The organism is Shewanella sp. Isolate8, from assembly GCF_022398495.1.
Classification (GTDB): Bacteria; Pseudomonadota; Gammaproteobacteria; order Enterobacterales; family Shewanellaceae; genus Shewanella; species Shewanella aquimarina.
Genome location: NZ_JAKEVI010000001.1, coordinates 898,439 through 924,110 on the forward strand (window position 1 = coordinate 898,439; position 25,672 = coordinate 924,110).

Here is a 25,672-nt window from a genome sequence, read left to right on the forward strand (position 1 = left end):
TTATAAATAATAAGGTGAAAAGACGTGATGGAGATCATCCGCGGAGCCCCTGCATTATCAGCGTTTAGAGTCCAAAAGCTAATGGAGGCCTGTCAGAGTGCGGCGCTTCCAGTACAAGATATCTATGCTGAGTTCATACATTTAGCCGATTTAACAGAAGCGTTGGACGCTGGCGAAACCCAGCAGCTGGCCAAACTGTTAACCTATGGACCTGCGATTGAAGCACATGCGCCCCAAGGCAACTTGTACTTCGTAACGCCGCGTCCGGGCACCATCTCTCCATGGTCGTCTAAAGCGACCGACATCGCTCATAACTGTGGTCTGAACAAGGTCAAGCGCCTAGAGCGCGGTATCGCCTACTATGTTCAGGCCGACAATCTGGATGACGCCCAGCAGAAGCAGCTGCTTGGCCTGCTGCACGACCGCATGGTCGAAGTGGTTCTGCCAGATTTCGAGCAGGCGAGCAGCCTGTTTGCCCGCACCGAACCTGCGGTCTTTACCAGCGTCGATGTGCTGGGTGAAGGCAAGGCGGCACTGGAAGCGGCCAACGTTAAACTGGGTCTGGCGCTGGCGCCGGATGAGATCGACTACCTGGTAGAGAACTTCCAGCGTCTGAATCGTAACCCAAATGATGTCGAGCTGATGATGTTTGCCCAGGCAAACTCAGAGCACTGCCGTCACAAGATCTTCAACGCCGATTGGACCATCGACGGCGAGGTACAGCCAAAGTCGCTGTTCAAGATGATCAAGAACACCTTCGAGAAGACCCCAGATCACGTGTTATCTGCCTACAAAGATAACGCCGCCGTGATGGAAGGTTCTGTCGCCGGTCGCTTCTTCCCCGAGCCAAACGGGGTGTACGCCTATCATACTGAGCCTATGCATATCCTGATGAAGGTGGAGACCCACAACCACCCGACGGCCATCAGCCCATACCCAGGTGCGGCCACAGGTTCTGGCGGTGAAATCCGCGACGAAGGCGCAACCGGACGCGGCTCTAAGCCAAAGGCGGGCCTCACCGGCTTTAGCGTATCAAACCTTAAGATCCCAGGCTTCGTACAGCCATGGGAAGGCGATTATGGTAAGCCAGATCGCATCGTGACCGCGCTAGATATCATGACCGAAGGCCCACTGGGCGGCGCGGCCTTTAACAACGAATTTGGTCGTCCGGCGCTGCTGGGCTACTTCCGTACCTATGAGCAGGAAGTCTCTAGCCACAACGGCGTCGAGGTACGTGGCTATCACAAGCCAATCATGCTTGCCGGTGGTCTGGGTAATATCCGTGAAGAGCACGTGCAGAAGGGTGAGATCACCGTCGGCGCCAAGCTAATCGTTCTGGGTGGCCCTGCGATGAACATCGGCCTGGGCGGCGGCGCGGCATCTTCTATGGCCTCTGGCCAGTCGAGCGAAGACCTGGATTTCGCCTCCGTACAGCGTGACAACCCAGAGATGGAGCGTCGCTGTCAGGAGGTGATCGATCGCTGCTGGCAGATGGGCGAAGCCAACCCGATTCAATTTATCCACGACGTGGGTGCGGGCGGTCTGTCGAACGCCTTCCCTGAGTTGGTGGACGACGGTGGACGCGGCGGTCGTTTCGAGCTGCGCAACGTGCCATCGGACGAGCCGGGCATGAGCCCGCTGGAGATCTGGTGTAACGAGTCGCAGGAGCGTTATGTTCTCTCTGTGGCGCCGGAAAACCTAGAGCTATTTACCGCCATCTGTGAGCGCGAGCGCGCGCCATTTGCCGTGGTGGGAGAGGCGACCGAGGAGCGTCACCTGACCCTGTCGGATGAACACTTCGACAACAAGCCTATCGATCTGCCGCTAGAGGTCCTTTTGGGCAAGGCGCCTAAGATGAGCCGTGACGTGGTGTCGCAAAAGGCAGACTCGCCTGCGCTGGCACAAGAGACCATCGAGCTGAAAGATGCGGTGCGCCGCGTACTGCGTCTGCCAACCGTTGCCGAGAAGACCTTCCTGATCACTATCGGTGACCGCACGGTTACCGGTCTGGTGAATCGTGACCAGATGGTCGGCCCTTGGCAGGTGCCTGTGGCCGACTGCGCCGTGACCGCATCAAGTTTTGATTCTTACAGCGGTGAAGCCATGTCCATGGGCGAGCGCACGCCGCTGGCACTGCTGGACTTTGGCGCCTCGGCGCGCATGGCGGTAGCCGAATCTATTATGAACATCGCCGGCAGTGATATTGGTTCACTCAAGCGTATCAAACTGTCGGCCAACTGGATGTCTGCCGCGGGTCACCCGGGTGAAGACGCAGGCCTGTACGAGGCGGTTAAGGCCGTGGGCGAAGAGCTGTGTCCTGAGCTGGATCTCACTATCCCAGTGGGTAAAGATTCCATGTCGATGAAGACGGCTTGGCAGGATGGCGGTGAAGATAAGACGGTTACCTCGCCTATGTCGCTGGTGATCACAGCCTTCGGTGCGGTGCAAGATATTCGTAAGACGGTAACCCCAGAGCTGAGAAGCGACAAGGGTGACACAGAGCTGCTGCTGGTTGACCTTAGCCAGGGCGAGCGTCGTCTAGGCGGCTCATGTCTGGCGCAGGTATTTGGTCAGCTGGGCGACAAGGCGCCAGATTTAGCCGATGCGGTATTGCTGCGCGGCTTCTTCGAGGTGACTCAGGCGTTGGTGGCCGATAAGGCGCTGCTGGCCTATCACGACCGCAGCGACGGTGGTCTGTTCACGACGCTGGTTGAGATGGCGTTTGCCGGCAATACAGGTCTGGATGTGGATCTCAGCGTGCTGACGGGCACTCATTTAGAGCGTCTGTTCAACGAAGAGCTGGGCGCCGTGATCCAGGTGCGCGCAGCCGATAGTAAAGCTATCAAGGCGCAGTACCAGGCGGCCGGCGTCACTTGCCATGTGGTTGCTAAGCCAGTGGCTGGCGACAGCATCATCATCCGCGATGCAGCGACTGAGGTATTGGCCGAGTCACGCACCGAGCTGCGTACCATCTGGGCCGAGACCACCTATCGCATGCAGGCGATGCGCGACAACCCTGAGTGTGCCGAGGAAGAGTTCAAGCTCAAGCAGGTGGCCGATGCCCCAGGCTTGACCGTGGATCTCAAATTCGACCCGAGCGAAGATATCGCCGCGCCTTATATCCTCAAGGGCACAGCGCCTAAGATGGCTATCCTGCGTGAGCAGGGAGTGAACTCTCACCTCGAGATGGCCGCCGCCTTCGACCGCGCCGGCTTCGAGAGCCGCGACGTTCACATGTCTGACATTCTCTCGGGCCGTATCAGCCTCGAAGAGTTCCAGGGCCTGGCGGCCTGTGGTGGCTTCTCCTACGGTGACGTACTGGGCGCCGGTGAAGGTTGGGCCAAGTCGATTCTGTTCAACGGCCGTGCCCGTGAAGAGTTCAGCCGCTTCTTCGAGCGTAACGACAGCTTCGCCCTCGGGGTATGTAACGGTTGTCAGATGCTCTCTAACCTGAAAGATATCATCCCGGGTACCGAGCATTGGCCACACTTCGTGCGTAACCGCTCCGAGCGTTTCGAGGCCCGTTTCAGCCTGGTAGAGGTGCAGAAGAGTCCATCCTTCTTCTTCGAAGGCATGGAAGGCTCTCGTATGCCGATCGCCGTGTCTCACGGTGAGGGGCGCGCCGAGTTCGCATCGCCTGAGGCGCTAGCCGCCGCAGAGGCGTCTGGTACTATCGCGCTGCGTTTCGTTGATGGCCATGGTCAGATAGCGACGCAATACCCAGAGAACCCTAACGGTTCGCCAAACGCCTTAACCGGTATCTGTAGCACAGACGGTCGCGTCACCATCATGATGCCGCACCCTGAGCGCGTATTTAGAACCGTTGCCAACTCATGGCATCCTGACGAGTGGGGTGAAGACAGCCCATGGATGAGAATGTTCAGAAACGTCAGAGCTAAATTAGGTTAACCTAAGCTTGTCAGCTTGACGGATGCAAAAAGGGCCTCGAAATTTCGAGGCTCTTTTTTTATACCCATAAAGGGTTAACTTAAAATCCTATATATACATGCACTTAGTCTTACTTTATTACATTCTGAACTGCTAAACAGGCATAAAGAAGCCATACTGGCGGTTTTCACTCTTTATTCACGCAAATAATGCTTAATAGGATCTGCCCTGAAAATGGTTAAAAGGCGGACTGGTTTAATTAGTATCTGCTAAACTAGCCTGGAATCATCTAAATCGAGTCGTCAGAAAGTAAAAAGCCACCGCCTTCGAGAAGAAAACGGTGGCCGTTTTGCGCTAGCAAAACTTCAAGTAATGATGGGGTTAAGGGCTATTTACAGCTCTCTTGCAGTATAGAGTTCAACAAAAGTGCGCTTGTAGCTGTTAACTAGATGTTCAAATAGGTTTTTCATAACGGATTCTCCACACAGTGATTAATGATGTGAGCGGAGTGTGGCTTGCCGGGCAACTTCACCGGGTTGATTGAGCCGTCTCCTTAACACAGGGATATAGTAAGCAAATGCTGCCTCCACGACAAACGATTAAAATTTCAATATCGCATTAGTATTTTTAATGTTGCGTTGGTTTATTTGATGGGGGTTGGCAAGTGTTGTTTTTGTAATTCATTGTTTTTAAGGAGTTTTTTTGCTTTGTGCTTATTGGTTTTAGGTTATTAATATTAACCCTTGATTTGTTAAAATTTGTTAAATGTTGCATTTTGAGTAATGTGAGCTGAAATATGCTAAAAATAGCCTTTTTATTAAAAATTAAGGTGCCCCTATCATGTATGTAATGTTTTGGCAAGCGTGTTGTCGGGTGAAGTGTGGCGCCGTCCGCAAAACCCACTATCCGCGCCGTGATTGATTGATTTGAATCAATTTTGAATGGTATAAAATGGCTAGGGTACGTTTGATATGCCTTGTTATAAGTTTTTGAAAAAAATAATTTAAATTGATTTTCCCTGCCGTTTTATGAGATGTGGGCTTAAAAACTAAACAGTTTTGTGAGTCACCTCTCAAAACCGGGGCGAGAGGGCCTTTTTGGGCGTCAAGGACGTTTGAGAGAGGCAAAAAGTTAAAATTTGGCGGTTTGTGAGACTCGGGTCTGACAAATTACTTGAATAATAAAATTCCTAATTAGGCATTTTTCCGGGTTGATGGGGATCTAACCCTGAAGAATGATCGCACCACCTAAGGAGTCACTGATGATTGTTGAAGAGGTTGTAGAGCTCTCGCGCTTACAGTTTGCGCTGACAGCTATGTATCACTTCCTGTTTGTACCTTTGACCTTGGGGCTGGCGTTCTTGCTGGCCATTATGGAATCACTCTATGTGATGACCAATAAGCAGATCTATAAAGATATGACCAAGTTTTGGGGTAAGTTGTTTGGTATTAACTTCGCCCTGGGCGTTACCACAGGTCTGGCGATGGAGTTCCAGTTCGGAACCAACTGGTCATACTATTCTCACTATGTGGGTGACATCTTCGGTGCACCGCTGGCTATCGAAGGCTTGATGGCCTTCTTCCTGGAATCGACCCTGGTCGGTATGTTCTTCTTCGGTTGGGACAGATTCAGTAAGCGTCAACACCTGGCGGTCACCTGGTTGGTGGCCCTGGGTTCAAACATGTCGGCGCTGTGGATCTTGGTCGCCAACGGCTGGATGCAAAACCCTGTGGGCAGCGTGTTCAACTACGAAACCATGCGTATGGAGATGACCAGCTTCGCCGAGGTGCTGTTTAACCCGGTTGCCCAGGTGAAGTTTGTTCATACCGTCGCGTCTGGTTATGTGGCCGGTGCCATGTTTGTTCTGGCGATTAGCTCATACTACATACTAAAGAAGCGTGACCTGCCGTTTGCCCGTCGCTCATTTGCCATCGCGGCAAGCTTTGGTATGGCGTCTATCCTGTCGGTTATCGTACTGGGTGACGAGTCAGGCTATAAGGTGGGTGAGGCCCAGCGCGTTAAGCTGGCGGCTATCGAAGCGGAGTGGCACACAGAACCTGCACCTGCGGCCTTTACCGCTGTGGGTTTCCCGAATCAGGAGACCATGCATACCGACTACGCCATTAAGATCCCATACGCCATGGGTATCATCGCCACCCGCTCTATCGATGAAGAGGTTACCGGTATCCGCGACCTTATCGTCGAGCACGAGGAGCGTATTCGCAACGGCATGAAGGCTTATGCCATGTTGACCGAGCTGCGCGCCGGCAAGGAAACCCCTGAGCTGCGTGCCGCCTTCGAAGAGGCCAAAGTCGACCTGGGTTATGGCCTGCTGCTGAAGCGTTACACAGACAATGTGGTCGATGCCACCGAAGAGCAGATCAAGGCCGCGGCTAAAGACTCTATCCCATCGGTTGCCCCTATGTTCTGGAGCTTCCGTGTGATGGTTGGCCTGGGTGTAATCATGCTGTTCGTGTTTGCGGCAGCCTTCTGGCAGAGCACACGTCATCAGATCGAAGAGAAGCCTTGGGTACTTAAGGCGGCGCTATACAGCCTGCCACTGCCTTGGATCGCCATCGAGTGTGGTTGGTTCGTGGCCGAGTACGGTCGTCAGCCTTGGACCATTTCCGAGGTGCTGCCAACCTTCATGTCGGCCTCTAGCCTGACGGCTGCGGATCTCTGGTTCAGTATCATCTCTATCACGCTCTTCTACACAGTCCTGCTGGTGATTGAGCTGTTCTTGATGATCAAGTTTGCACGTAAGGGACCTAGCAGTCTCAAGACGGGCCGTTATCACTTTGAAAACCTAGAAGCTTAAACCGGAGATCTGATTATGTTTGATTATGAAATATTAAGATTTGTCTGGTGGGCGCTCATTGGTGTGCTGTTCATCGGATTCGCCGTCACCGACGGTTTTGACATGGGCGTGGGTGCCTTGCTACCGATTATCGGTAAGGACGATACCGAACGCCGCATTATGATCAACTCTATCGCCCCGCACTGGGACGGTAACCAGGTGTGGCTGATCACCGCAGGTGGCGCGCTGTTTGCGGCCTGGCCTATGGTGTACGCGGTCTCCTTCTCTGGCTTCTATGTGGCCATGATGTTGGTGCTGTTTGCCCTGTTCCTGCGTCCAGTGGGCTTCGATTACCGCTCAAAAATCGAAGATCCAAGATGGCGTAAGGCCTGGGACTGGGCGTTGTTTGTGGGTGGCTTCGTACCGCCGCTCATCATAGGCGTTGCCTTTGGTAACCTGCTGCAAGGCGTGCCGTTTAACTTCGACGAGTACCTGCGTGCGACCTACCATGGTGGTCTGTTCGGTCTGCTGAACCCGTTTGGCCTGCTGGCCGGTTTGGTGAGCGTGTCGATGATCATCATGCAAGGCGCCTCTTGGTTGCAGATGAAGACAGAAGGCGAGCTGCGCGTGCGTGCGGCGACGGCGACCCAGGTGGCTGCGGCCCTGGTTGCAGTGCTCTTCACCCTGGCTGGTGTATGGCTGGCCAATGGTATCGACGGTTATGTAGTGACCTCGACTATCGACACCCACGGCGCATCTAACCCAGCCCTTAAGACGGTTGCGGTAGAGGCGGGGGCCTGGCTGGCCAACTACGACAAGTACCCAGTGACCATGCTGTTCCCAATTCTGGGGATTGCCATGCCTGTACTGGCGCTGCTGGCGAGTCGTTTCAACCGCTCTGGTTTCGCCTTCCTGTTCAGCTCGCTGGCGGTGGCTATGGTGATTCTGACTTGCGGCGCGGCCATGTTCCCGTTCGTGATGCCATCATCACTTGAGCCAAACGTGAGCCTGACCATGTGGGATGCCACAGCGAGTCACATGACACTGACGGTAATGACCTGGGCGGCGGCGATTTTCGTGCCTATCGTGCTAAGCTACACCATCTGGACTTACTTCAAGATGTTTGGTCGCTTGAGCCGTAGCTACATCGAAGACAACAAGACGTCACTTTACTAACAGGAGCCGACACTATGTGGTATTTTGCTTGGATATTAGGCATTTTGCTGGCGTGTTCTTTCGGTATCATCAACGCCTTGTGGTTAGAGAATACTGAGAACATGGATAGGGATTCTGAGCTTAAAGATTAAGCTTTGAATCGCGATTGATGAGAAACCCCGTATGAGAATGCGGGGTTTTTTTATTGCCAAATGAATTTGGCGGGATTCTTGTTGGGCGGGGATTTGAAGGTCGAATCTTCTCTGATAGTTAATGGCTGCTGCTAGTTGTGTTGGTATTTGTTGAGGTCATTTTTAGGTTGTACCTTCACTGTTATTTATCGCCTGCCCGGCGGGGGATGTGCAAACACGTTTTTGGCACGCTGTGAATATATCCCTATACGCTCCACGGCGGCGTCCATGCCGCCGAGGGCCAAAAACGTGTTTACACTGGTATTTCAACGTCTCTTCGATTTGGCGGTATTGGTGTGTTTAAGGAGTAAAAGTTGACTTGAGTTTGACCCAAAGTTTTTAGCAAGTTGTCGGCGGAGCAGTAACGAATGGGTTTTCTAGCCTAGAAATTTTCATCGTGACACCCGTGTGATGTAATTCACTACTCCCATCAAAAAACTAGGTAAGTAAACAGTTATATTAAAACCATAAGGATTTTGAATGATTTTGACCCCGCATTCGTGCGCGTTCCCTCATCTTTGTTTAAATAAACATTTAAAAATTAGTTACTTATACTTCTCAACAAGTAGGTGATAGGTTTGAAAAACGCATATGCGCGTTTTTCAGCATGGCGTATTTGAAGAAAAACTGATAAATTCATTGTAATACAATAAGTTAATAGCGCGCATTTCAGTGGGTTATTGAGGTGAGCGCAGGCGGACTAATTAAGCTGTTATGGCGATTGGATAAATAGGAGAGTATTAATGATTAAAATGACCATTAATGGAAAACCTGCTACTTCAAGCAATATTAAAACTGAATTCGATAAAATGATTCTTGAAGGCGTAATTGAAATTACAAAAAATGCAGCTACTTCAATATTGACACTTGAAGAGCAATCACAAATTACAATCGATGTTGAAGGAAATAGCTTAGATAACCTTTCATTAAAGGTGAGTGGACCAGACGAATTAGTTGATAAGGTTAGCGCTGCGCTTTCTTAATAAAAAATGCCTCATAAAAAGTCAAAGCGGCACACCAGTGCATGGCTAGGACACGCACTGGCGTGCCCCTGTTTGAGGTGTTATATGTACAGAGGTGCATTGAAATTATGAATCCAGATTTTAGTAAGTCAACTATTGATACTCTTGCTAAGAGAGCAGCCTTTAAATGTTCAAATCCTGATTGCAGAGTTTCTACGATCGGACCTAATAAAGATGCTAACAAGTCAACATTGATAGGTGAAGCTGCACATATTCATGGAGCGAGAGTTGGTTCTAAAAGATATGTAGAAAGCATGAGTGATGCTGCTCGTTCAGAAATAACTAATGCACTATGGTTGTGCCGTAATTGTCATAAAATGATAGATTCTGATGAGCGAAGATATACCGCTAATATACTCTTTGCTTGGCGTACTACACATGAAGAATATGTCTTAGCAGAATTAGGTAATTTTTCTGATAGATTAATATTAGAAGATAGTCTCTCAAAAATAGAATCATTTAAAAACTATCCACCAATAATCAAGCGGATAGTAATCGATGAACCTCCTGCATGGGAGTGGCGATTAGCATCAGAACTACTAACTTACTTAAACAAGCCTCTTCACAGGAAATTAGAGAATCTTAACCAGCAGCTTTACACAAAACCATTAAAGCAAATTAATCTTGAAGATTTCATTAGTTGGGTAAGCCTTAAACTGGCGGAAATGCAGCAATTAATGCCACCTTTTGAGGGGTTGCTAGATCGTTTGACTTTAAGCTTTGGTGCGCCGGGCGAGAAGGGGGATCTTGATGAAATCCATCATATATGCATTTTAATTTCTGATTACATCAAGCAAGTAATTTTGATGGAAGAGAGTCTCTATTTTGTTCATGTTCCTGACGAATGTTTAGACTTAGTTAACTTACTAAGAAATGGTGTTGGTTCTCAAGCTATGAAGCTCGCTGATATTCCTTTGATGCTAAATAAAGTTGCGGAAAAAGCTGTCTCTGAAGAATATCAAAATTTAAGTGAGCCAGAAGTTGTTTGTCATACAATAGAATTAGTGCTCCCTGATAATTGGAGTAAAGATGTAAGCTACGAATTGGAAAAAATTCATCGTTTACTTGATGAATGAACATATAACGAGTGCCTCATGTTACTCGTAAATTTACTGAGAAAAATTTTTGCGGGCTTTGCGCTGCGCTTAAATTTAGCCCTTTCAATTTATCCTTTAGGCGGGCATTACACATACAAAATTAATACGAATCTTATTGGATAGCATTAAGCATATAACTTTATTTTGTCCAATTTTGCTTTTAACAGTCTAAGGGTATCAAAGGCGTTAAATCGAAGAGACGATAGATACTGGTGTAAACACATTTGTGACCTTCCGAGGCATGGATGCCGAGGTAGAGCTCACAAGGAAGTGCTTGCAGCGTGTCACAAATGTGTTTGCACATAAGGCCTGCGGCAGGCAATTGATAAACCATGAAGCCTTGGTTACGGCTGACATTGCCAATCTTCACTTGGCTAGGTGTTAGATGATTTTTCCCATCAAAACTTCTACGGGAATGAATTAATTCTGAATAGTAGATTGCTGTAATGGCTGAGCTAACCCAGACATAAAAAAGCCGCTATTGAAGCGGCTTTTTTCGTTGAGATGAGCGTTAGCCAGAAGCTATGACTTAAACACGCTGATCTTCTGTTTGATCTCGGCGGCGATGTGGGAGAGGTTTTGGGCGGCGTCGACTGTGTCGCCGGCGCGCTGTTCGCCGTCGCGGGCCAGCTCGGTGATCTCATGCAGGTTACGGGTGATCTCGTCGGCCACGGCGCTCTGTTGCTCGGTGGCGCTGGCGATGCTGCTGGACGCGATGGCCAGCTCCCCGATACTGATGGTGATCTGGTTGAGCTTGGTCGCTGCCTCCTGTCCCTGGGCGGCGGAGGCGGTGCCCAGCTGGTGGCTCTGCCCCATCTGCTCGGCGGTGAGCTTGATCTGCTGCTGTAGCTGAGTGATGGTCTGGCTGATCTCTGAGATCGAGGTCTGGGTGCGCTGGGCCAGGGTTCTCACCTCGTCGGCCACCACCGCGAAGCCGCGGCCCTGTTCACCAGCGCGGGCGGCCTCGATGGCGGCGTTGAGCGCCAGCAGGTTGGTCTGCTCGGCGATGCTGTTGATCACCTCGGTGACCTGGCTTATCGCCTCGCTCTCCTTGCTGACACTCTCGACGCTCATATGGCTGGCATCGAGCTGTTCGCTGAGTTTGCCAAGGCCCTGCACCAGTTGGTCGAGCTGCTGGTGGCCGTCGCGGGAGGCGTTGTCGACCTGCTGGCTCTGGCTGGCGCCTTCGCTGGCGTGGTTGGCCACGTCGCGCACCGAGGTGGACATCTCTTCGATGGCGGTGGCGATCTGATCGGTCTGCGCCATCAGCTGCTGGGCCTCTTCGCCGTTGAGTCTGGCCACTTCCTGGGCGCTGCTGGCCTGCTCTTCAAGTGTGTTGACCGAGGCGCGCAGGGCGCCGACCAGCTCGCGCAGGCTCAGGGCCATCTGGCGGGCGGCGTGGGTGATTCTGTCGACCTCGTTGTCTGTGTCTGGGCTGACTTGGTCGAACTCTTGAGTCAGGTCACCCTTGCCCAGCTCGGTGAGCTGGTGCTGCAGGTGACGCAGCGGGCGCAGTGTCTTAATCAGCACCATGGAGAGCAGCAGGGTGATCAGCAGCACGCCCACGGCGGCGACGCCGGCATTGATGCTCAGCAGTTTCAGGCTCTCTTCGTTCAGCTCGCGCTTCTTGGCCTGACCCAGCAGGGTCCATTGCCAGCCGGGAATGGTAACGGCGTAGGCGTACATGGGCTCCTTGTTGCCATTGAGGTATTCGCTCTCCTGGCCGCCACGCTTGGCTTGTTCTATTGAGAGGCCGTCGAGTATCGCCTCGGTCAATATGGTGCCCGACTCTTGGTTGGGCTGGGCGATGATGGCGTTGTCCACGTTGCGGATCAGGGTGAAGTAACCTGACTCCTCCAGCTTGAGCTGGTTCATGGAGCGTTGCAGCTCGGCCAGCGCCTCTGAGATATCGAAGCCGATATAGAGTATGCCTATGATGTCGCCCTGTGGACCCGTGATGGGGCGGTAGACTGTCATATAGTCTTTGCCGAACAGTCTGGCGTAGCCTTCATACTCTTTGCCCGCCATCAGCGCGGCGTAGCCTGGGTGCTTCTTTCCCAGGTAGGTGCCCAGGGCGCGTTTGCCGTCGGCTTTCTTCAGCGAGGTGGAGATGCGGATAAAGTCGTCGTCGTCGCGTACGAAGACGGTGGCGTTACCGCCGGTGAGGTTAGAGTAGCGATCTACCTTACTCTTGGAGGCATTGATCTGTTCGCGCTCGTGTACCAGCGCCGGGGTGGGCTTCCCCATGACCATGACGGTCTTATCTGGCTTGAAGAATTGACCTGGGTACATGGCTCTGAGCACATCGGCGTTGCGTCTGGCGAGAGACAGCAGGCTGTTGTACTCGAGTTCAATCAGGTCGGCGGTGCTGTGCATCTGCGCTTTTACGGCAGTCTTACCTTTATCTTCCAGCACGTTGGCGGCTGTGATGTAGGAGACGCTGCTGAGAATGGCAAATACAACGACGGTGAGGATCAGGGCAAGGGCGCCTATCTGTTTGGCGATAGGCCAGTTTTTATAGTTCATTATGGTAATCCACCTTGTGGTTAGACTGTCGCTAATGTAACTAAGGTGGTGCGAGATTGTTTTGACGCAGGTCTATTTCGGTAAAGGAAAAATTGCCCCAAGCCTCGGCAATTAGTCTAAATATGCACTGGATCACCCTGGGCGGGCGAGCCAGTGCATCTTGTGATTAGCAAATTGACGAGATCGTTAGCTAAGCCATTAGCCAAGCCGTTAGCTGGGCTGCAGTGCGGGCACGGGCGCCGCCTGGCGCTTGGTCATCAGCAGCTGGTACATGGTCGGCACCCAGACCAGTGACAACAGTGTGGTGAGCGCCGTACCGCCAGCGATGGCGATGGCAAACGGTGGCCAGAAGCCGCCACCTGCGATGATCAGCGGCAGGAAGCCGCCTATGGTGGTGATGGTGGTTGAGCCGATATGACGGCCGCAGCTGCTGACCACAGCCACTATGGCTGGGATGCCTGCCTCACGCTTGTTTGGCATATCCTCAAGCTCGGCCAGGATCACGATGGCGGCGTTGATGGCTAAGCCCATCAGGCCCAGCAGGCCGATAATCACCGTAAAGCCGAAGGGATAGTTAAACAGGTAGACGGCGAGTAGGCCAAGGCCTGCCGACTGCACCGCGCTCAGCAGTATGATGCCGGTGAGGCGGAAGGAGTTGAACGACAGCACCACGGTTGCCAGGAGCAGGGTGATCATCAAGACGATGTTGGACAGCAGGTTACCCACGGCCTCGTTACGCTTGGCGCTCTCGCCGCCTACCTCGATACGATAACCAGCGGGTAGGGTGAGGGCGTCGATGCGCGTCTTGGCCTGGTTGAGCACCTGCTGGGGCAGCACATCGCTCTCCAGGTAGGCCTCTATGGTGTTGACTCGCTGGCCGTCACGTCTGGGGATGGCGCCCAGGCTGACGTCGATACGGCTGCTGGCCAGCGCCGAGAGCGGGATGCCGACGCCGTTGCTCGACAGCAGATTGATCTGTGACAGCTCGGTCTGCTGCTCGCGCATCAGATCTTGGGTGCGTACCCGGATCGGTAGCGACTCCGTCTGCTCCAGTATGCTGCCGCCGTTGATGCCGGTAGTGGCCATCTGGATCTGGTTGGCGATATCCGTCAGGCTCAGGCCGCTCATCTTGCTGGCATCTTCGTTTACCTGAAACCAGACCTTGGGCGCGCCGGCGCTCAGGGTGGCACGGGTGTGCAGCACGTGATCTGTGGTGATCAGAATACGCCGCACCTCATCGCCAATCTCCCTTAAAGTATCTAAGTTGTGGCCGTAGATGCGCAGCTCCACGGGGGCGTTAAACGGCGGGCCCTGCTCTAGCTTACGCACCAGGATCTGCGCCTCGGGAAACTCGGTATCGAGCTGTGTCTGCAATCTTGGGATCAGCTGGTTGGCACGCTCGAAGTCGGCAACCTTGATCATCGCCTGGGCGTAGTTGGCCGCCCCCTGCTGACGCTGCAGCAGGTTGTAGTAGAAGGAGGGCGCATTGCCGCCAATCACCCAGTCGAGCCTCTGCATCTCACCTGTGGCCCTGAGCTTGGCATCGATACGCTCCACCAGGGCGCGAGTGTTCTCTATGCTGGACTGAGGCGCCAGGTGCACCTCTATCTGGAACATGTCTCTGTCTGACGGCGGGAAGAACTGCTCCGTCATCTGCCCAGAGGCGATAAAGCCGCTAATGGGCAATATGCCGATCACTACGCCAGCCAGTAGGGGACGCTTGAGGGCGATATGCAGTGTAGTGCTAAAGGCGCGGGCGATGATGGGGAAGTTGACCCCGCGCTGATACCAGTGAGTGGCGTCGCCCTCGGCGCCGAATCGGCCCGCGAAACCGGCGATCAGCGTATGGGAAATAAGATAGGAGCCCAGCAGGGCGAAGATCACCGAGATAGCGATACCGCCGACAAATTCTCCCGCGGCCCCCGGCATTAGGATGATGGGGGTGAAGGCCAGCATTGTGGTGATGGTAGAACCTGCCAGCGGCAGCCAGAGATGTTTGAGGGTCTCGCCGACGGCGCTGAGGCGATCCAGCCCCTGACGGCGACGCTGGGCGATGGCATCGACGATGACGATGGCGTTATCCACCATGATCCCCAGCGCCACCACCAGGCCGGTCACCGACATCTGATGAATCGGCAGGCCGACATACTTCATGCAGGCCAGGGTGAAGAGGGCGGTCAGCGGCAGCGACAGGGAGACGATCACCGCGTTGCGTAGCCCCAGGGTCAGCATGAGCACCACCAGGATGATGATGAAACCCAGCAGCAGGCTGGCGATGAGATCGCTCAGGCGAGTGGTGGTATAGCCTTCTTGATCGAACAGCCACTGGATCTCCACGTTGGAGGAGAGATCCCCTTGCACCTTCTCGACCACGCGATGCACCTGCTGTAGCCAGAGATCGACCCGGGTGTTGTTGAGCATGCGCGCCGACACCATGATCCCCTGGGCTTGCTCTATCAGGGCGATGCTGGCGGCGGGTGTCTTGGGCTGGCGCTGCACGCTGGCAACCTCGCCGAGGCGTATGATCTGACCGTTTTCATCGACCTTGAGTGGCACCTGTCTGATGCGGGTGACAGAATCCAGCTCGCCGGAGACCTCCACCAGGGCGCGAAAGGCGTCGTTGGTGATCTCTCCGGCGGACACCTTAGTATCGGCGTTAGCCAAGATCTCGGCGATGGCGGCGGCGCTGAGGCCGATGCGGTTGACGTTTTGGGCGTCGATCTGCACCAAGATCTCTTCGGTGGGGGCGCCATAGAGTTTCACAAAGTCTGTGCCCGGGATCAGCCTGAGCTGGCTCTGTAGCTCCTTGGCGTAGCGGTTAAGGATATCCTGGCGCGGCTCGCCCGCGCCTTGCCAAACCAGGCCGAGGATGGCGGTGTTGGCATAGCCCAGCTGATCATCTAGCAGGGCATTTTGCGCCGCGGGAGGTAGCAGGTTCTTGGCGTCGTTGACCAGATCCCTGGCCCTTGACCAGACGGGGTCTGTCTCTGTGATCCTGTCTTTAAGCTCTAGCTGGATGACGGAGATCCCCGGGCGTGAGGTGGACTGCACCAGTTTTAGCTCTTCCAGGCGTCTGAGCTGGTTCTCCAGCACCTCGGTGACCAGGGCTTCGACCCGCTCCGCCGAGGCGCCCGGATAATGGGTGACCACAGAGGCGAAGCGGTTGGTGATGCTGGGATCTTCCATGCGCGGCAGGCTGGTGATGGCACCCAGGCCCGCCACGATCAGCAGGGCGATCACCAGGCTGGCCAGACGACCATTTTCGACTAAGGCTTTTATCATGGCTTACCTCGTCGCCACTTGGGTGTTGAGCATGACGCGCTCGCCCACCACGACCTTGTGCAGCCCTTGGGTGACGAAGCGTTCATCTTCGCTTATCGCCCCCTGGATGAAGGCCTGATCGCCACGTGTGTAGAGGATCTCTATGTCTCGCCGCTCGATAAGATATTGGTCCGGCGCCTGTTCTACCAGCACATAGAGGTTCCACAGGCCGCGCAGGCCGTCGGTGAGCGAGGAGATGGGCACCCAGAAACCGGCGGTGTCGACTGTCTTGTTGTAATGCAGGTAGGCCAGCTCGCCGTTGATCACCTTGGCATCTGTAGGCAGAGTCAGGCGCACGGGGACGGTACGTGTCACCGGGTTGACCTCGGCGCCTATGCCGGCCACGGTGGCCTGATAAGGGGTCTCTTTCACCGTCAGGGTCAACTGCTGGCTGTCTTGCAAACTTTGGGCGAGTCCTACGGGGACGCCGACAATTGCCTGGGGATTGTTGTGTTGGATCAGGGTAAATAGCGGTGCGCCCAGGGCCACCACCTCGCCTAAGTTGTTGTTGCGTTTGGCGATAACGCCATCGAAGGGGGCGACCAGAGTGGACTTAGCGATCCGCAGGGCGTTGGCCTCTATGGCGGCGCGCAGACGCTGCTCGGCGGCTTGCAGGCTGCTGAGTTGTCCCTTGAGTTCATCGAGTTGCTGAGCCGAGGCGTAGCCCTGCTTCTTTAACGCCAGGCTACGCTTGAGTGTGCTCTGGGCTAATTCTTTGTCGGCGCGGTTTTGCGCCAAGCTGGCGAGCAGCTCGCGCTTCTCGGCCTCAAGCAGGGAGGTATCCAGCTCGGCCAAGAGGTCGCCCTGTTTAACATGATTACCGCTATCCACCGCCAGGTGTTTGATCTTACCCGCCAGTTCGAAGCCGATAGCCGTGGTGTTACCCGCCCGTATGCTGCCGGTGAAGACCTGGGCCGTGTCATAACTGGTCGAGTGTATCAGGCGCTGACTCGAGACCTTGGGAAAGTGTTCGCTGCTGCCTTGAGCACTTTCCGGGGACTGGGCCTGCTGGCAGCCGCTGGCCACTAGGCTGAGGCTGCTCCATAACAACACCCTGGCGAGGGATTTGGCGGTAAACATCGTCATACTGATACGCTTCCGTGGTTAACAGTTGGTGAAAAAATCGTTAAACTAGACTTGTTAGTCTAATTTGCAAAAACTGGACTGTCTAGTCTAGTTTGTGTATAAATATGTCGTGATATAAATGAAGACCTTATAGGAAGTTTCAATGGTACAAACACCCCTTAGCCGCAGTGAACAGAAGAAGGCGCAGATTTTAAATGCGGCGATAGAGCTCTTCTGTGGGCAAGGATTTCCCAATACCAGCATGGATGAGGTCGCGAAGTTGGCGGGCGTCTCTAAACAGACCGTCTATTCGCATTTTGGCAGCAAGGATGATTTGTTCGTTGCATCAATCGAATCTAAGTGCGTCGTGCATCAGGTGACGGCCGAGCTGTTTACCAGCCCGGAGGAACCCGAGCAGGCACTGCTACATTTCGGTAACTATTTTGGCGAGATGATTGTATCGCCCGAGGCGATAGAGGTGTTTAAGACCTGTGTGGCCCAGGCCGATACCCACCCGGAAATTTCGGCGCTGTTTTTTAATGCCGGCCCTGAGTTCCTGTTGAATCTGCTGGAGAAATATTTCGGGCAGGTGGAGAAACTCGGCGAGTATCATTTTGGCGATCTGCGCCATGCCTCGGTGCGTCTGTGTATGATGCTTTTTGGCGAGATGCGCCTCAAGTTAGAGCTAGGCTTACCGGTCGAGGATCTGACTGCTAAGCGCCCTGCCTACATCAAAGAGACGGTGAGCATGTTCCTGCGCGCCCATCGAGTCTAGGCGCTGGCAATTTTAGTTCAAAGCGCGGCTTTAATAAGAGTTTTAGCCACGCTTTTAGTAGCAGAGCTTGCCGTTTTTAAAGGGAAAGTGATCTTTTCGCTAGTCTGGTCGTACTAAGCTTGAGTGTACTAACTTTATGATTGGAATTTGGACGGGTGCCCACATTGAAATCGCGCAGCCGGCCAAACCTTAAGATCAACTGAGTAGCCCCAGGGAGAGGGTATGAAGCCTAGCCTAATTTCTCGCAATAAGTTCAACGCCCTGTTTCTAGGGTTAACCTGTCTGACGGCCGTTTCCGCCCAGGCGGCCCAAGGGGGAGCGCGACAGGCGTCGCCCCTGACCCTGTCGGTATCGCGTATCGGCGTCGGCGAAGCCGATATGGGTGACGGCGGCTTGGCGCTACAGCGCGATACCTGGCTGTTCGGCGCCAAGACCAGCTTTGCCTTAAACAGGCAATGGTCGCTGAGTGCCAGCATAAGCTATGACAGGTTGGATTATGACTGGAGCGGCCGCGGCTCGCTACTGAATGGTAACCTTGCTCCCTGGTCCAATGTGGACAGGTATGGGGTTGGCCTGGGGCTCAGTTTTCGTCCCAACAATCGTTGGCTGTTCATGCTGGCGCCTAAGCTGCAGTACGCCTATAGCGAGGGCACCTCATCTTCCAATGCCCAAAGTTATGGGGTGGTCGCCTCAGGCATGTATCGCTTCAATGGCGGCAACATGTTGGGGCTAGGGGTGGCCTATCTCAATGACATCTCCGAGGTGCGCACCTTGCCTTATCTGGCGGTGAACTGGCAGATAACCGACAAGCTGAAGCTGGCTAACCCCTTCTCGGCGGGCTTTAGCGGCCCGGCGGGCCTAGAGCTGAGCTATCAGTGGTATGACACGCTCGATGTGGGCGTTGGCAGCTCGAAGCGCACCCAGAGATTCTTGGTGGAAGATGAAGATGTGACCCTGGAGATCGACGAGTGGGTCGGCTTTGTTAGGGCGGGCTGGCAGGCAAGCGAGCCACTGAAGTTTGACGCTTACCTGGGGTATTTCTTAAGCGGTGAGCTAGAGCTCTCCTCGCCGAAAACTCAGGTGTCGCTAGAGGATCAGCTGGCGTTGGCGTTTTCCGCCCAGTATCGATTCTAGGATGCTAATGTTGAATCAGAAAATGTGATGAATCAGAAAATGAGATGAATAAGAAAATGTTATGCATACAAAAATGGCCTGAACATACCGTCAGGCCATTTTTTTATGATTTTTCATTTAGCTGTCATTTAGCTTTCAGTTAGCTATCGGCTAGCTTCAGCTATTGTTTATTCGCCTAGCATTGCCCGCTTGAGGCTCTTCTGCGCCGGCTTATCGCCAAGCCAGATCTTCAGTAGCGCCTTGCGAAAGGCCTCACCCTCGACCGTGGCCTGCTTTTCGCCGTTCTTATAGGCAGTGACACCGAGATCTTTTATCGCCTCCAGGGTAAATTGATCCCCTTCGATGATCGGCGCCGAGAAGAGGGCCATGAAGGCATCTATCTGGGGCTGAATTGCCTCAGGCTCAGAGTCTGTGGCATCGTCGAAGCCGTCGATGATTGCATCTTGCATCTTCTCAGAGGTGATCATGCCCGAGACGATATTCAAGCGAATCGCGACCCTAGGGGCGTTGAGTACGTTGTCGAGCGTTTGGCTCGGGCTCTGGGTGTATAGGCTGCCCACATAGAGATCCATAAAGAACTTGCTGCGAATGCCGGCGCCGTTGAGGGCCAAAGGCTGTCCGCTTAGGTTTACCTCGTCGGCGAGTGGCACGTCGGCCAGGATGTTGTTGGCCAGTGTGTTGGCGGCCAGTGGAGCACTGACCACGGCTGTCATCAGGAGTAGTTGGCGTAGGAGGGACTTCATATAACCTCTTATAATACCAATCGTAGTAAATAATTGATCACTCTAGCTTGTTAAATCGTCCGATAACTGTGTTACTATTTTTGATTGTAGAATAACTACTTATCGAAAAATTCTGCCTTGTTCTCGAACGTTTTTCCTGCGCTATTTCTGTTCACTTACTTACCGTGATTGGTATAGATTGTAATCGTTGGACTAGCCGCGTTTACCCAGCTGATATTGACCGCTCTGGTGGAAAAGCGCCGCCTGTTTCTTCTTGGGGGCGATCAGCAGTGGGCCGTCATCGAAGAAGAGAAAACATTTCCAGTTACGCACGAAGATGTCCCAGCGGGTCTCAATTATCTGATACTTGTCGTAGCAGAAATAGACCTGAGTATCATCACTCCAATCGAAGTGGCCCTGAAACAGCTCGGGTAGGGCGGGGGAGTCGCTGTCCCAGGCGCTTTGCCAGTGGTCGGTTTCCTGCCAGGCATCGCCCTTGGCGGCCCAGTCGCCCTTGGTAAATTGCTCGCTGCGGCTGCTCTTGTTGCTCACCCACTGATTCCACACCGTCATGGATGATTTTTGATCCAGGGGCTTGATGCAGGCCTTGTCTTCATCTGTGACAGGAAGATCTTTATGGTTAAAGATCCATTTGCGTTTGTATTGTTCGAGTGGGATATAGGTGTGCGCCACAGGGCCTCGCTATCGGCAGTAAGTTGTTAACGCCCGACATTATACGGCCTGCCACCGGACAAGGGAAACGGCGCCGCAGGATAAATGAGCCCTTGGCGCCAAAATATTCCTTAGGGCTTTATTTGCTTGAGATAGTTAAGCGCCGCCTGATTATGCTCATCCAGCATGAGGACGTTTTCGAAACAGGAGGCGGCGCCGTCGATTTGACCCGCCTGGGCCAGAAATATCCCTAATTTCAACATGACAGGAATGTCCTGCGGGTACTTGTCCAGGTAATCCAGGTAGATACCCAGCGCCGCTTGAGGATCGCCATTCAAGTTCAATGCATGGGCATATTGCGGCAGATATTCGTCGCTGTACTTAACTATCTTGGCGTAATGCTCGAGCGCCAGCGGGAGGTTATTGAGCTGCAGAGAAAGCTGGATGATCTGTTTTAGCTCCTCCTCTTGGCGGTCGGCCAAGGGGGTCTGTAGCACGGCATCGAGTGAGGCCTGTAATTGATTCTCCAGTAGGTAACGATAACTGAGTGCCAGGTTGTATAAACGGGCAATCTCGGGATCTTCATCGATATGAGGCGCCGTATATTGCACCATCTTAGTGATACCCAACAGGTGCTTTTGTTGCCTGAGTAACTGTAGTTTTTTAAAGGCGTTATCCATGATTGGGGCGGTACGCTCAGCCGAATGATCGATATATTCCTTGATGACAAACAAGGCATCAAAGGTCTTCTGGCACTCGGTAAGCATTTCTTGCTCTGCGGCTGACAGCTTTTGATACTGCTGGGGATGTCGTTCCTGCCAAAGTAACGCGCGGCCCCACTGCTTATCCTGAGCCCATCTTTGGCACAGTGGCTCTACCTCGACTTTCTCTTGATATTCGGCTAGGCGAGACTCAGTTCTCTCGATAGCCGATTGGACCTGCTCCAGTAGCTGCTCGCTCATCTCTTTGAAGGCGCTGTAGTAGATGCGCGTGCGCTTGTTGATCTCTTCTTGGGACCAGTCATCGGATTGTTGGGTAGATAAGAAATGACTGAATTCGTAGTAACCGTAGAATTTAATGAGGCTTGCTAGCACCTTGTGTTCTTTATTGATGCTCTGTTCGATACTTTCCAGCTTGTTAGCGAGCTGCGCGATGCGTTCATTTGTCCTTTCTTTCTCCAGTTTACCAATGATGGCTAGCGCGTCATTATTCTTGCTATTGAGCTGTATTAAAGCCTGTCGAGCTGTGGTCAACTCTTTGAGAGTACGAGTGAAATGCGCCACCCACTCGGCGTCGCTCGCAAGGTAAGCCTCTGGTGCGAGTAGATGTCGCTGTACGGCATCTATCTGTGTGAGGGCGATAGTATCTGTCGGGTGATGTTCGATACCTTTCACCTTGGCTGCATCGGCGGATAGATTGATATAGTTAGCTTGCTGGGGGTGAGAGGCGATAAGATCCTCGGTCGCGCCGATCGCCTGCAATAACTGCATTGGGGTCTCGGCCATCTCTCCTGAATAGGTTTCAACCCATTCCATGACGGCGCCCAAATTTGGTCCAAGGCTTGCAGCATAGGTGCCCGAGGTGTGGCTGGCGCCCGTTTGGGAATGACAGAAGTCGACGCCGCTGAGCAATATCTGGCTAAATCCCATCTCCCGTGCAATTTCCATCGCACTATTGATCACGGTCGGACCTATGGATTGAATATTCTTGTCTTTGGCAAAATCATTCCAGGGATAGCGCGGTCCTGTGTATAGGCAAGCGCCACGCCACTGCCCCAAGATCTGCGGCGTCACATGGTATGAGCAGATGAGTAGGGTGTCATGGGGCAGCGACATCATATCCTTGTTGACATCGAAACTGACGGACTGAGGGTCGACCGAGACGACGATATCGGGCTTGATGGCCAGTCGATTGAGTTTACCTATGACACGTGATGCGGCGATGATGACCAAGTTATCGCTATTTGCCTTTATCCATTGAGCATGGTTATCCAGCGAGGGGCCACCCCCTAGGATGATACAGCTCTTGCCTCTGAATTGATCCCTTAAAATCGATGCCGGTCTCAGGGTTTCCGCGACATTTTTCAGTTGAGTCTTGACGAAGATTTTTTGGGTGAAGCCTATGCTATTCTCGAAATAAGCCTGTCTGACGGCGTTGTCTATTTGGGCGTGTAGCCAACTATAGCTATCGAGATAGTTACCGTCAGCCGCAACAGATCTATGTAATTTAAATTGCTGCTTTACGATGAATAAATTGTTCTCATAGGATTGAATTAAAGTCGAAAACTGTTCTAGGGAAACGACCTGAATAGCATCAGAAAGAGTCGAGGGGATCTCGATAGAGAGTAGAGATAAGATCTCATCGAGTTCGACAAAGATGTACTTGCTACCCGTGGGGGTGGTTTGCTCCATCACATAGTTTGCCAGTAGGCCAGAGTCTAGCCCAGCAATGATATGCAGTGTATCCGGGGTTGATAACGCTTTTTTGAGTTTATTGTCGAAGAGGGTCGTCGAATCGATTTTTTCGAAGGTGTTGCGGTTGACGCTTGGTAAGTAATATTCACCAAACTGGCTGACGGCAAAGGTATTGGTTATTTCAGATTGATTGTTCTGCATTGCACCCTCAATTCGATGTTTTTAGACAATTTATTGACACTCTGGCCGACTTTTGCCGATTTAAATCCCTGCATGGCTTAGAGTCTGACTCAAATACGACACAAGTGCGATGTTAATCTGGGATTAATCCGACATGAATGCGAGTTTTATGCCAGCCAGCCTGTAGTAAGTATTTGAGGTAGAAGAGGATTAAAATTTAGCCAAAATGAGACCACTTAGGGACTTGTTGAAAAATAAGGTTAGACATTAGATATTAAGTTACTAAGATTAAAGATGTTTATTATATATTGATCGGTGTGGCAATTTGAGACGATTTTCGGTTGAATATCTGAGTTAGCTGTTATGGTACGAAATTTGCCTTACCTTTTTGACGATTAAAATTAAGCCATGGGCTCGTAACCAAAGGCTTTGCTTTAATAATTTCTTATTTTAGTGATGCTGAGTTTAATGCGAATATGGAGCGTTAATGTTCGATAATAAATCTATCCTGATCACAGGTGGCACAGGCTCTTTTGGTCAGAAGTACACTAAGACCATATTAGAGCGATACAAGCCGAAGCGGTTAATCATTTTGTCTCGTGATGAATTGAAACAATATGAGATGCAGCAGAGATTTAACGCCCCTTGTATGCGTTATTTTCTTGGTGATGTGCGAGATGGCGACAGGTTGATGCAGGCGTTTAAAGAGGTCGACTATGTTATCCATGCCGCTGCGATAAAACAGGTACCTGCTGCCGAGTACAACCCCACCGAATGTATCAAGACAAATATCCATGGTGCAGAAAACGTGATCCGGGCGGCAATCGCTAATAATGTCGATAAGGTGATAGCGTTATCGACGGATAAGGCTGCTAATCCGATTAACCTCTATGGCGCAACCAAGTTAGCCTCAGATAAATTGTTTATTGCTGCCAATAATATGGTTGGCAGTGGTAAGACACGTTTTGCGGCGGTGCGGTATGGGAATGTCGTCGGTTCTCGTGGTTCTGTGGTCCCGTTTTTTAAGCAGCTGATCGCTGAAGGGGCCAAATCGCTTCCCATTACTCATCCGGATATGACGCGGTTTTGGATCACCTTGCAAGATGGGGTCGATTTCGTACTGAAAAATTTCGAGCGCATGCAGGGGGGAGAGCTCTTTGTGCCTAAGATCCCTTCTGTACGCATCGTTGACCTGGCTAAGGCCTACGGTCCTGAACTCGAACTCGATATCGTTGGTATCAGACCAGGTGAAAAGATGCATGAGATCATGTGTCCAGCCGATGATTCACACCATACCTTAGAGTTTGATGATCATTTTGTTATCACACCCAGCATTCGATTTTTTGGGCGTGAAACCGACTTTTGTATCAATGCCTTAGGAGAGAAAGGCAAGTTAGTTGAGATGGGCTTTGAGTACAATTCGGGCACGAACCCACATTTCCTTACCGGTGATGACATCATTCTGCTGGATAGCAAGGCATGATCCCTTACGGAAGACAAGATATCAACCAACAGGATATTGATGCGGTTGTCGAGGTGTTGTCATCGAACTGGCTGACTCAAGGGCCTAAGGTGCCAGCCTTTGAGCAGGCAGTGTGTGAATATACCGGCGCTAAGTTTGCTGTGGCGGTAAACAGTGCGACTTCGGCTTTGCATATCGCTTGCCTCGCTCTGGGAGTGGGCCCAGGCGACAGAGTATGGACTTCGCCCATTACCTTTGTTGCGTCGGCTAACTGTGCCCTATATTGCGGCGCCCAAGTCGATTTTGTCGACGTTAATCCCGAAACAGGTAACATGTCTCCCGAGGCGTTGAGGGCTAAGCTCATTGAGGCTAAGCGTCAGGGGACCTTGCCTAAGGTGGTGATCCCTGTTCATCTGTGTGGTCATAGCTGCGATATGGCTGCCATTGCCGCGCTGGGTGATGAATATGGCTTTAAGATCATCGAAGATGCTGCCCATGCAATAGGAAGTCGCCACGATGGGCATAGATTAGGTAGCTGTCAATACTCGGATATTACCGTGTTTAGTTTTCACCCCGTCAAGGTGATCACCAGCGCAGAAGGGGGGATGGCAATGACCAACTGCGCAGACATTGAGGCAAAGCTGGTGGCGTATCGCAGCCATGGTATCGTCAAGGGCCCTAATGAAATGGTGCGTCCCGATGAAGGTGGTTGGTACTACGAGCAGCACGAGTTGGGATTCAATTATCGCATGACGGATCTCCATGCGGCGCTTGGCTTGTCACAGCTGAGCCGACTCGAGCACTTCGTTGCCGAGCGTAATCGTCTAGCGGTTATCTATGATAGTAAGTTTAGTGATCTCCCCTTAACATCTGTCGATCCCTTACCGGGCTCAGAGAGTTCCCGACATCTCTACATGATACGTCTACATCAGAGTGAAAGGCGACGTGAGATCTTCGATACCCTGCGTGCCGAGGGGATTCAGGTGCACGTGCATTACTTCCCTGTTCACCTGCAGCCCTATTATCTGGAACGTGGTTTCAAGGAAGGAGATTTTGTTCATGCCGAGGCATTTTACCAGCAAATTTTAACCTTGCCACTCTATCCCACATTAACGGTGAGCGATCAACAAAGAGTTATCGACGAGCTTACTACTTGCCTGGCATAACTTGTCAGGCCATCGCTTAGGTTATGTGAAAGGTTTCTCAAAAAACGATTTTCCCTTAATTTGTCTCGATCTCAGGTCGAACCGT

The 25,672-nt window shown here is 52.4% G+C and carries 16 protein-coding genes; 10 read left to right on the forward strand and 6 right to left on the reverse strand.

The window, feature by feature from the left end; genetic code table 11:
* The first annotated feature begins 27 nt into the window (after positions 1–27).
* The 6 genes from purL (at position 28) to L1D43_RS03915 (ending at position 10,129) form a co-directional block, all read left to right on the forward strand.
* Positions 28–3,909 carry a phosphoribosylformylglycinamidine synthase gene (purL, locus tag L1D43_RS03890; protein ID WP_239851036.1) on the forward strand — a complete coding sequence of 1,294 codons (3,882 nt, stop codon included), beginning with the start codon at positions 28–30 and terminating at the stop codon, positions 3,907–3,909.
* A 1,240-nt stretch (positions 3,910–5,149) separates the two neighbouring features.
* Positions 5,150–6,706 carry a cytochrome ubiquinol oxidase subunit I gene (locus L1D43_RS03895; RefSeq protein ID WP_220073471.1) on the forward strand — a complete coding sequence of 519 codons (1,557 nt, stop codon included), beginning with the start codon at positions 5,150–5,152 and terminating at the stop codon, positions 6,704–6,706.
* A 15-nt stretch (positions 6,707–6,721) separates the two neighbouring features.
* The gene (gene cydB, locus L1D43_RS03900; protein ID WP_011865105.1) at positions 6,722–7,861 is read left to right on the forward strand and encodes a cytochrome d ubiquinol oxidase subunit II; all 1,140 of its coding nucleotides are present in this window, start codon (positions 6,722–6,724) and stop codon (positions 7,859–7,861) included.
* Positions 7,862–7,875: 14 nt separating this feature from the next.
* Positions 7,876–7,992, forward strand: coding sequence for a cytochrome bd-I oxidase subunit CydX (gene cydX / locus L1D43_RS03905; RefSeq protein WP_011865106.1), 117 nt, complete (start codon positions 7,876–7,878; stop codon positions 7,990–7,992).
* Between the two features lie 782 nt (positions 7,993–8,774).
* Entirely contained in the window at positions 8,775–9,014 is a 240-nt protein-coding gene (locus L1D43_RS03910) for a hypothetical protein (RefSeq protein ID WP_239850024.1), read from the forward strand.
* Between the two features lie 107 nt (positions 9,015–9,121).
* A complete protein-coding gene (locus L1D43_RS03915) occupies positions 9,122–10,129 on the forward strand; it encodes a hypothetical protein (RefSeq protein ID WP_239850025.1) in 1,008 nt (335 codons plus the stop codon).
* A 543-nt stretch (positions 10,130–10,672) separates the two neighbouring features.
* Here L1D43_RS03915 and L1D43_RS03920 read toward each other — a convergent pair.
* The 3 genes from L1D43_RS03920 to L1D43_RS03930 all read right to left on the reverse strand — a co-directional run bounded on the left by L1D43_RS03920 (position 10,673) and on the right by L1D43_RS03930 (position 17,083).
* On the reverse strand, positions 10,673–12,676 hold the full coding sequence (locus L1D43_RS03920; RefSeq protein ID WP_239850026.1) for a methyl-accepting chemotaxis protein: 2,004 nt from the start codon (positions 12,674–12,676) through the stop codon (positions 10,673–10,675).
* Positions 12,677–12,886: 210 nt separating this feature from the next.
* The gene (locus L1D43_RS03925; protein ID WP_239850027.1) at positions 12,887–15,958 is read right to left on the reverse strand and encodes an efflux RND transporter permease subunit; all 3,072 of its coding nucleotides are present in this window, start codon (positions 15,956–15,958) and stop codon (positions 12,887–12,889) included.
* Positions 15,959–15,961: 3 nt separating this feature from the next.
* Positions 15,962–17,083 (reverse strand): efflux RND transporter periplasmic adaptor subunit, encoded by a 1,122-nt coding sequence (locus L1D43_RS03930; protein WP_239850028.1) that lies wholly within the window; start codon positions 17,081–17,083, stop codon positions 15,962–15,964.
* Positions 17,084–17,225: 142 nt separating this feature from the next.
* On the opposite strand from L1D43_RS03930, the gene L1D43_RS03935 reads away from it, so the two are divergent.
* Entirely contained in the window at positions 17,226–17,837 is a 612-nt protein-coding gene (locus L1D43_RS03935; protein WP_239850029.1) for a TetR/AcrR family transcriptional regulator, read from the forward strand.
* Positions 17,838–18,059: 222 nt separating this feature from the next.
* On the forward strand, positions 18,060–18,971 hold the full coding sequence (locus L1D43_RS03940; RefSeq protein ID WP_239850030.1) for an autotransporter outer membrane beta-barrel domain-containing protein: 912 nt from the start codon (positions 18,060–18,062) through the stop codon (positions 18,969–18,971).
* Between the two features lie 167 nt (positions 18,972–19,138).
* On the opposite strand, the gene L1D43_RS03945 is transcribed toward L1D43_RS03940, so the two are convergent.
* The 3 genes from L1D43_RS03945 to L1D43_RS03955 form a co-directional block, all read right to left on the reverse strand.
* The gene (locus L1D43_RS03945) at positions 19,139–19,684 is read right to left on the reverse strand and encodes a chalcone isomerase family protein (RefSeq protein WP_239851038.1); all 546 of its coding nucleotides are present in this window, start codon (positions 19,682–19,684) and stop codon (positions 19,139–19,141) included.
* A gap of 222 nt (positions 19,685–19,906) precedes the next feature.
* Positions 19,907–20,386 carry a DUF2947 domain-containing protein gene (locus L1D43_RS03950; protein ID WP_041510598.1) on the reverse strand — a complete coding sequence of 160 codons (480 nt, stop codon included), beginning with the start codon at positions 20,384–20,386 and terminating at the stop codon, positions 19,907–19,909.
* Positions 20,387–20,496: 110 nt separating this feature from the next.
* A complete protein-coding gene (locus L1D43_RS03955) occupies positions 20,497–22,980 on the reverse strand; it encodes a 6-hydroxymethylpterin diphosphokinase MptE-like protein (protein ID WP_239850031.1) in 2,484 nt (827 codons plus the stop codon).
* A gap of 466 nt (positions 22,981–23,446) precedes the next feature.
* Here L1D43_RS03955 and pseB point away from each other — a divergent pair, with 466 nt between their 5' ends.
* Positions 23,447–24,442 (forward strand): UDP-N-acetylglucosamine 4,6-dehydratase (inverting), encoded by a 996-nt coding sequence (gene pseB / locus L1D43_RS03960; RefSeq protein ID WP_239850032.1) that lies wholly within the window; start codon positions 23,447–23,449, stop codon positions 24,440–24,442.
* Positions 24,439–25,587: a UDP-4-amino-4,6-dideoxy-N-acetyl-beta-L-altrosamine transaminase gene (gene pseC, locus L1D43_RS03965; RefSeq protein WP_239850033.1), complete on the forward strand. Its 1,149-nt coding sequence runs from the start codon at positions 24,439–24,441 to the stop codon at positions 25,585–25,587. Before pseB ends, pseC begins: the two co-directional genes overlap by 4 nt.
* The last annotated feature ends 85 nt before the right edge of the window (positions 25,588–25,672 follow it).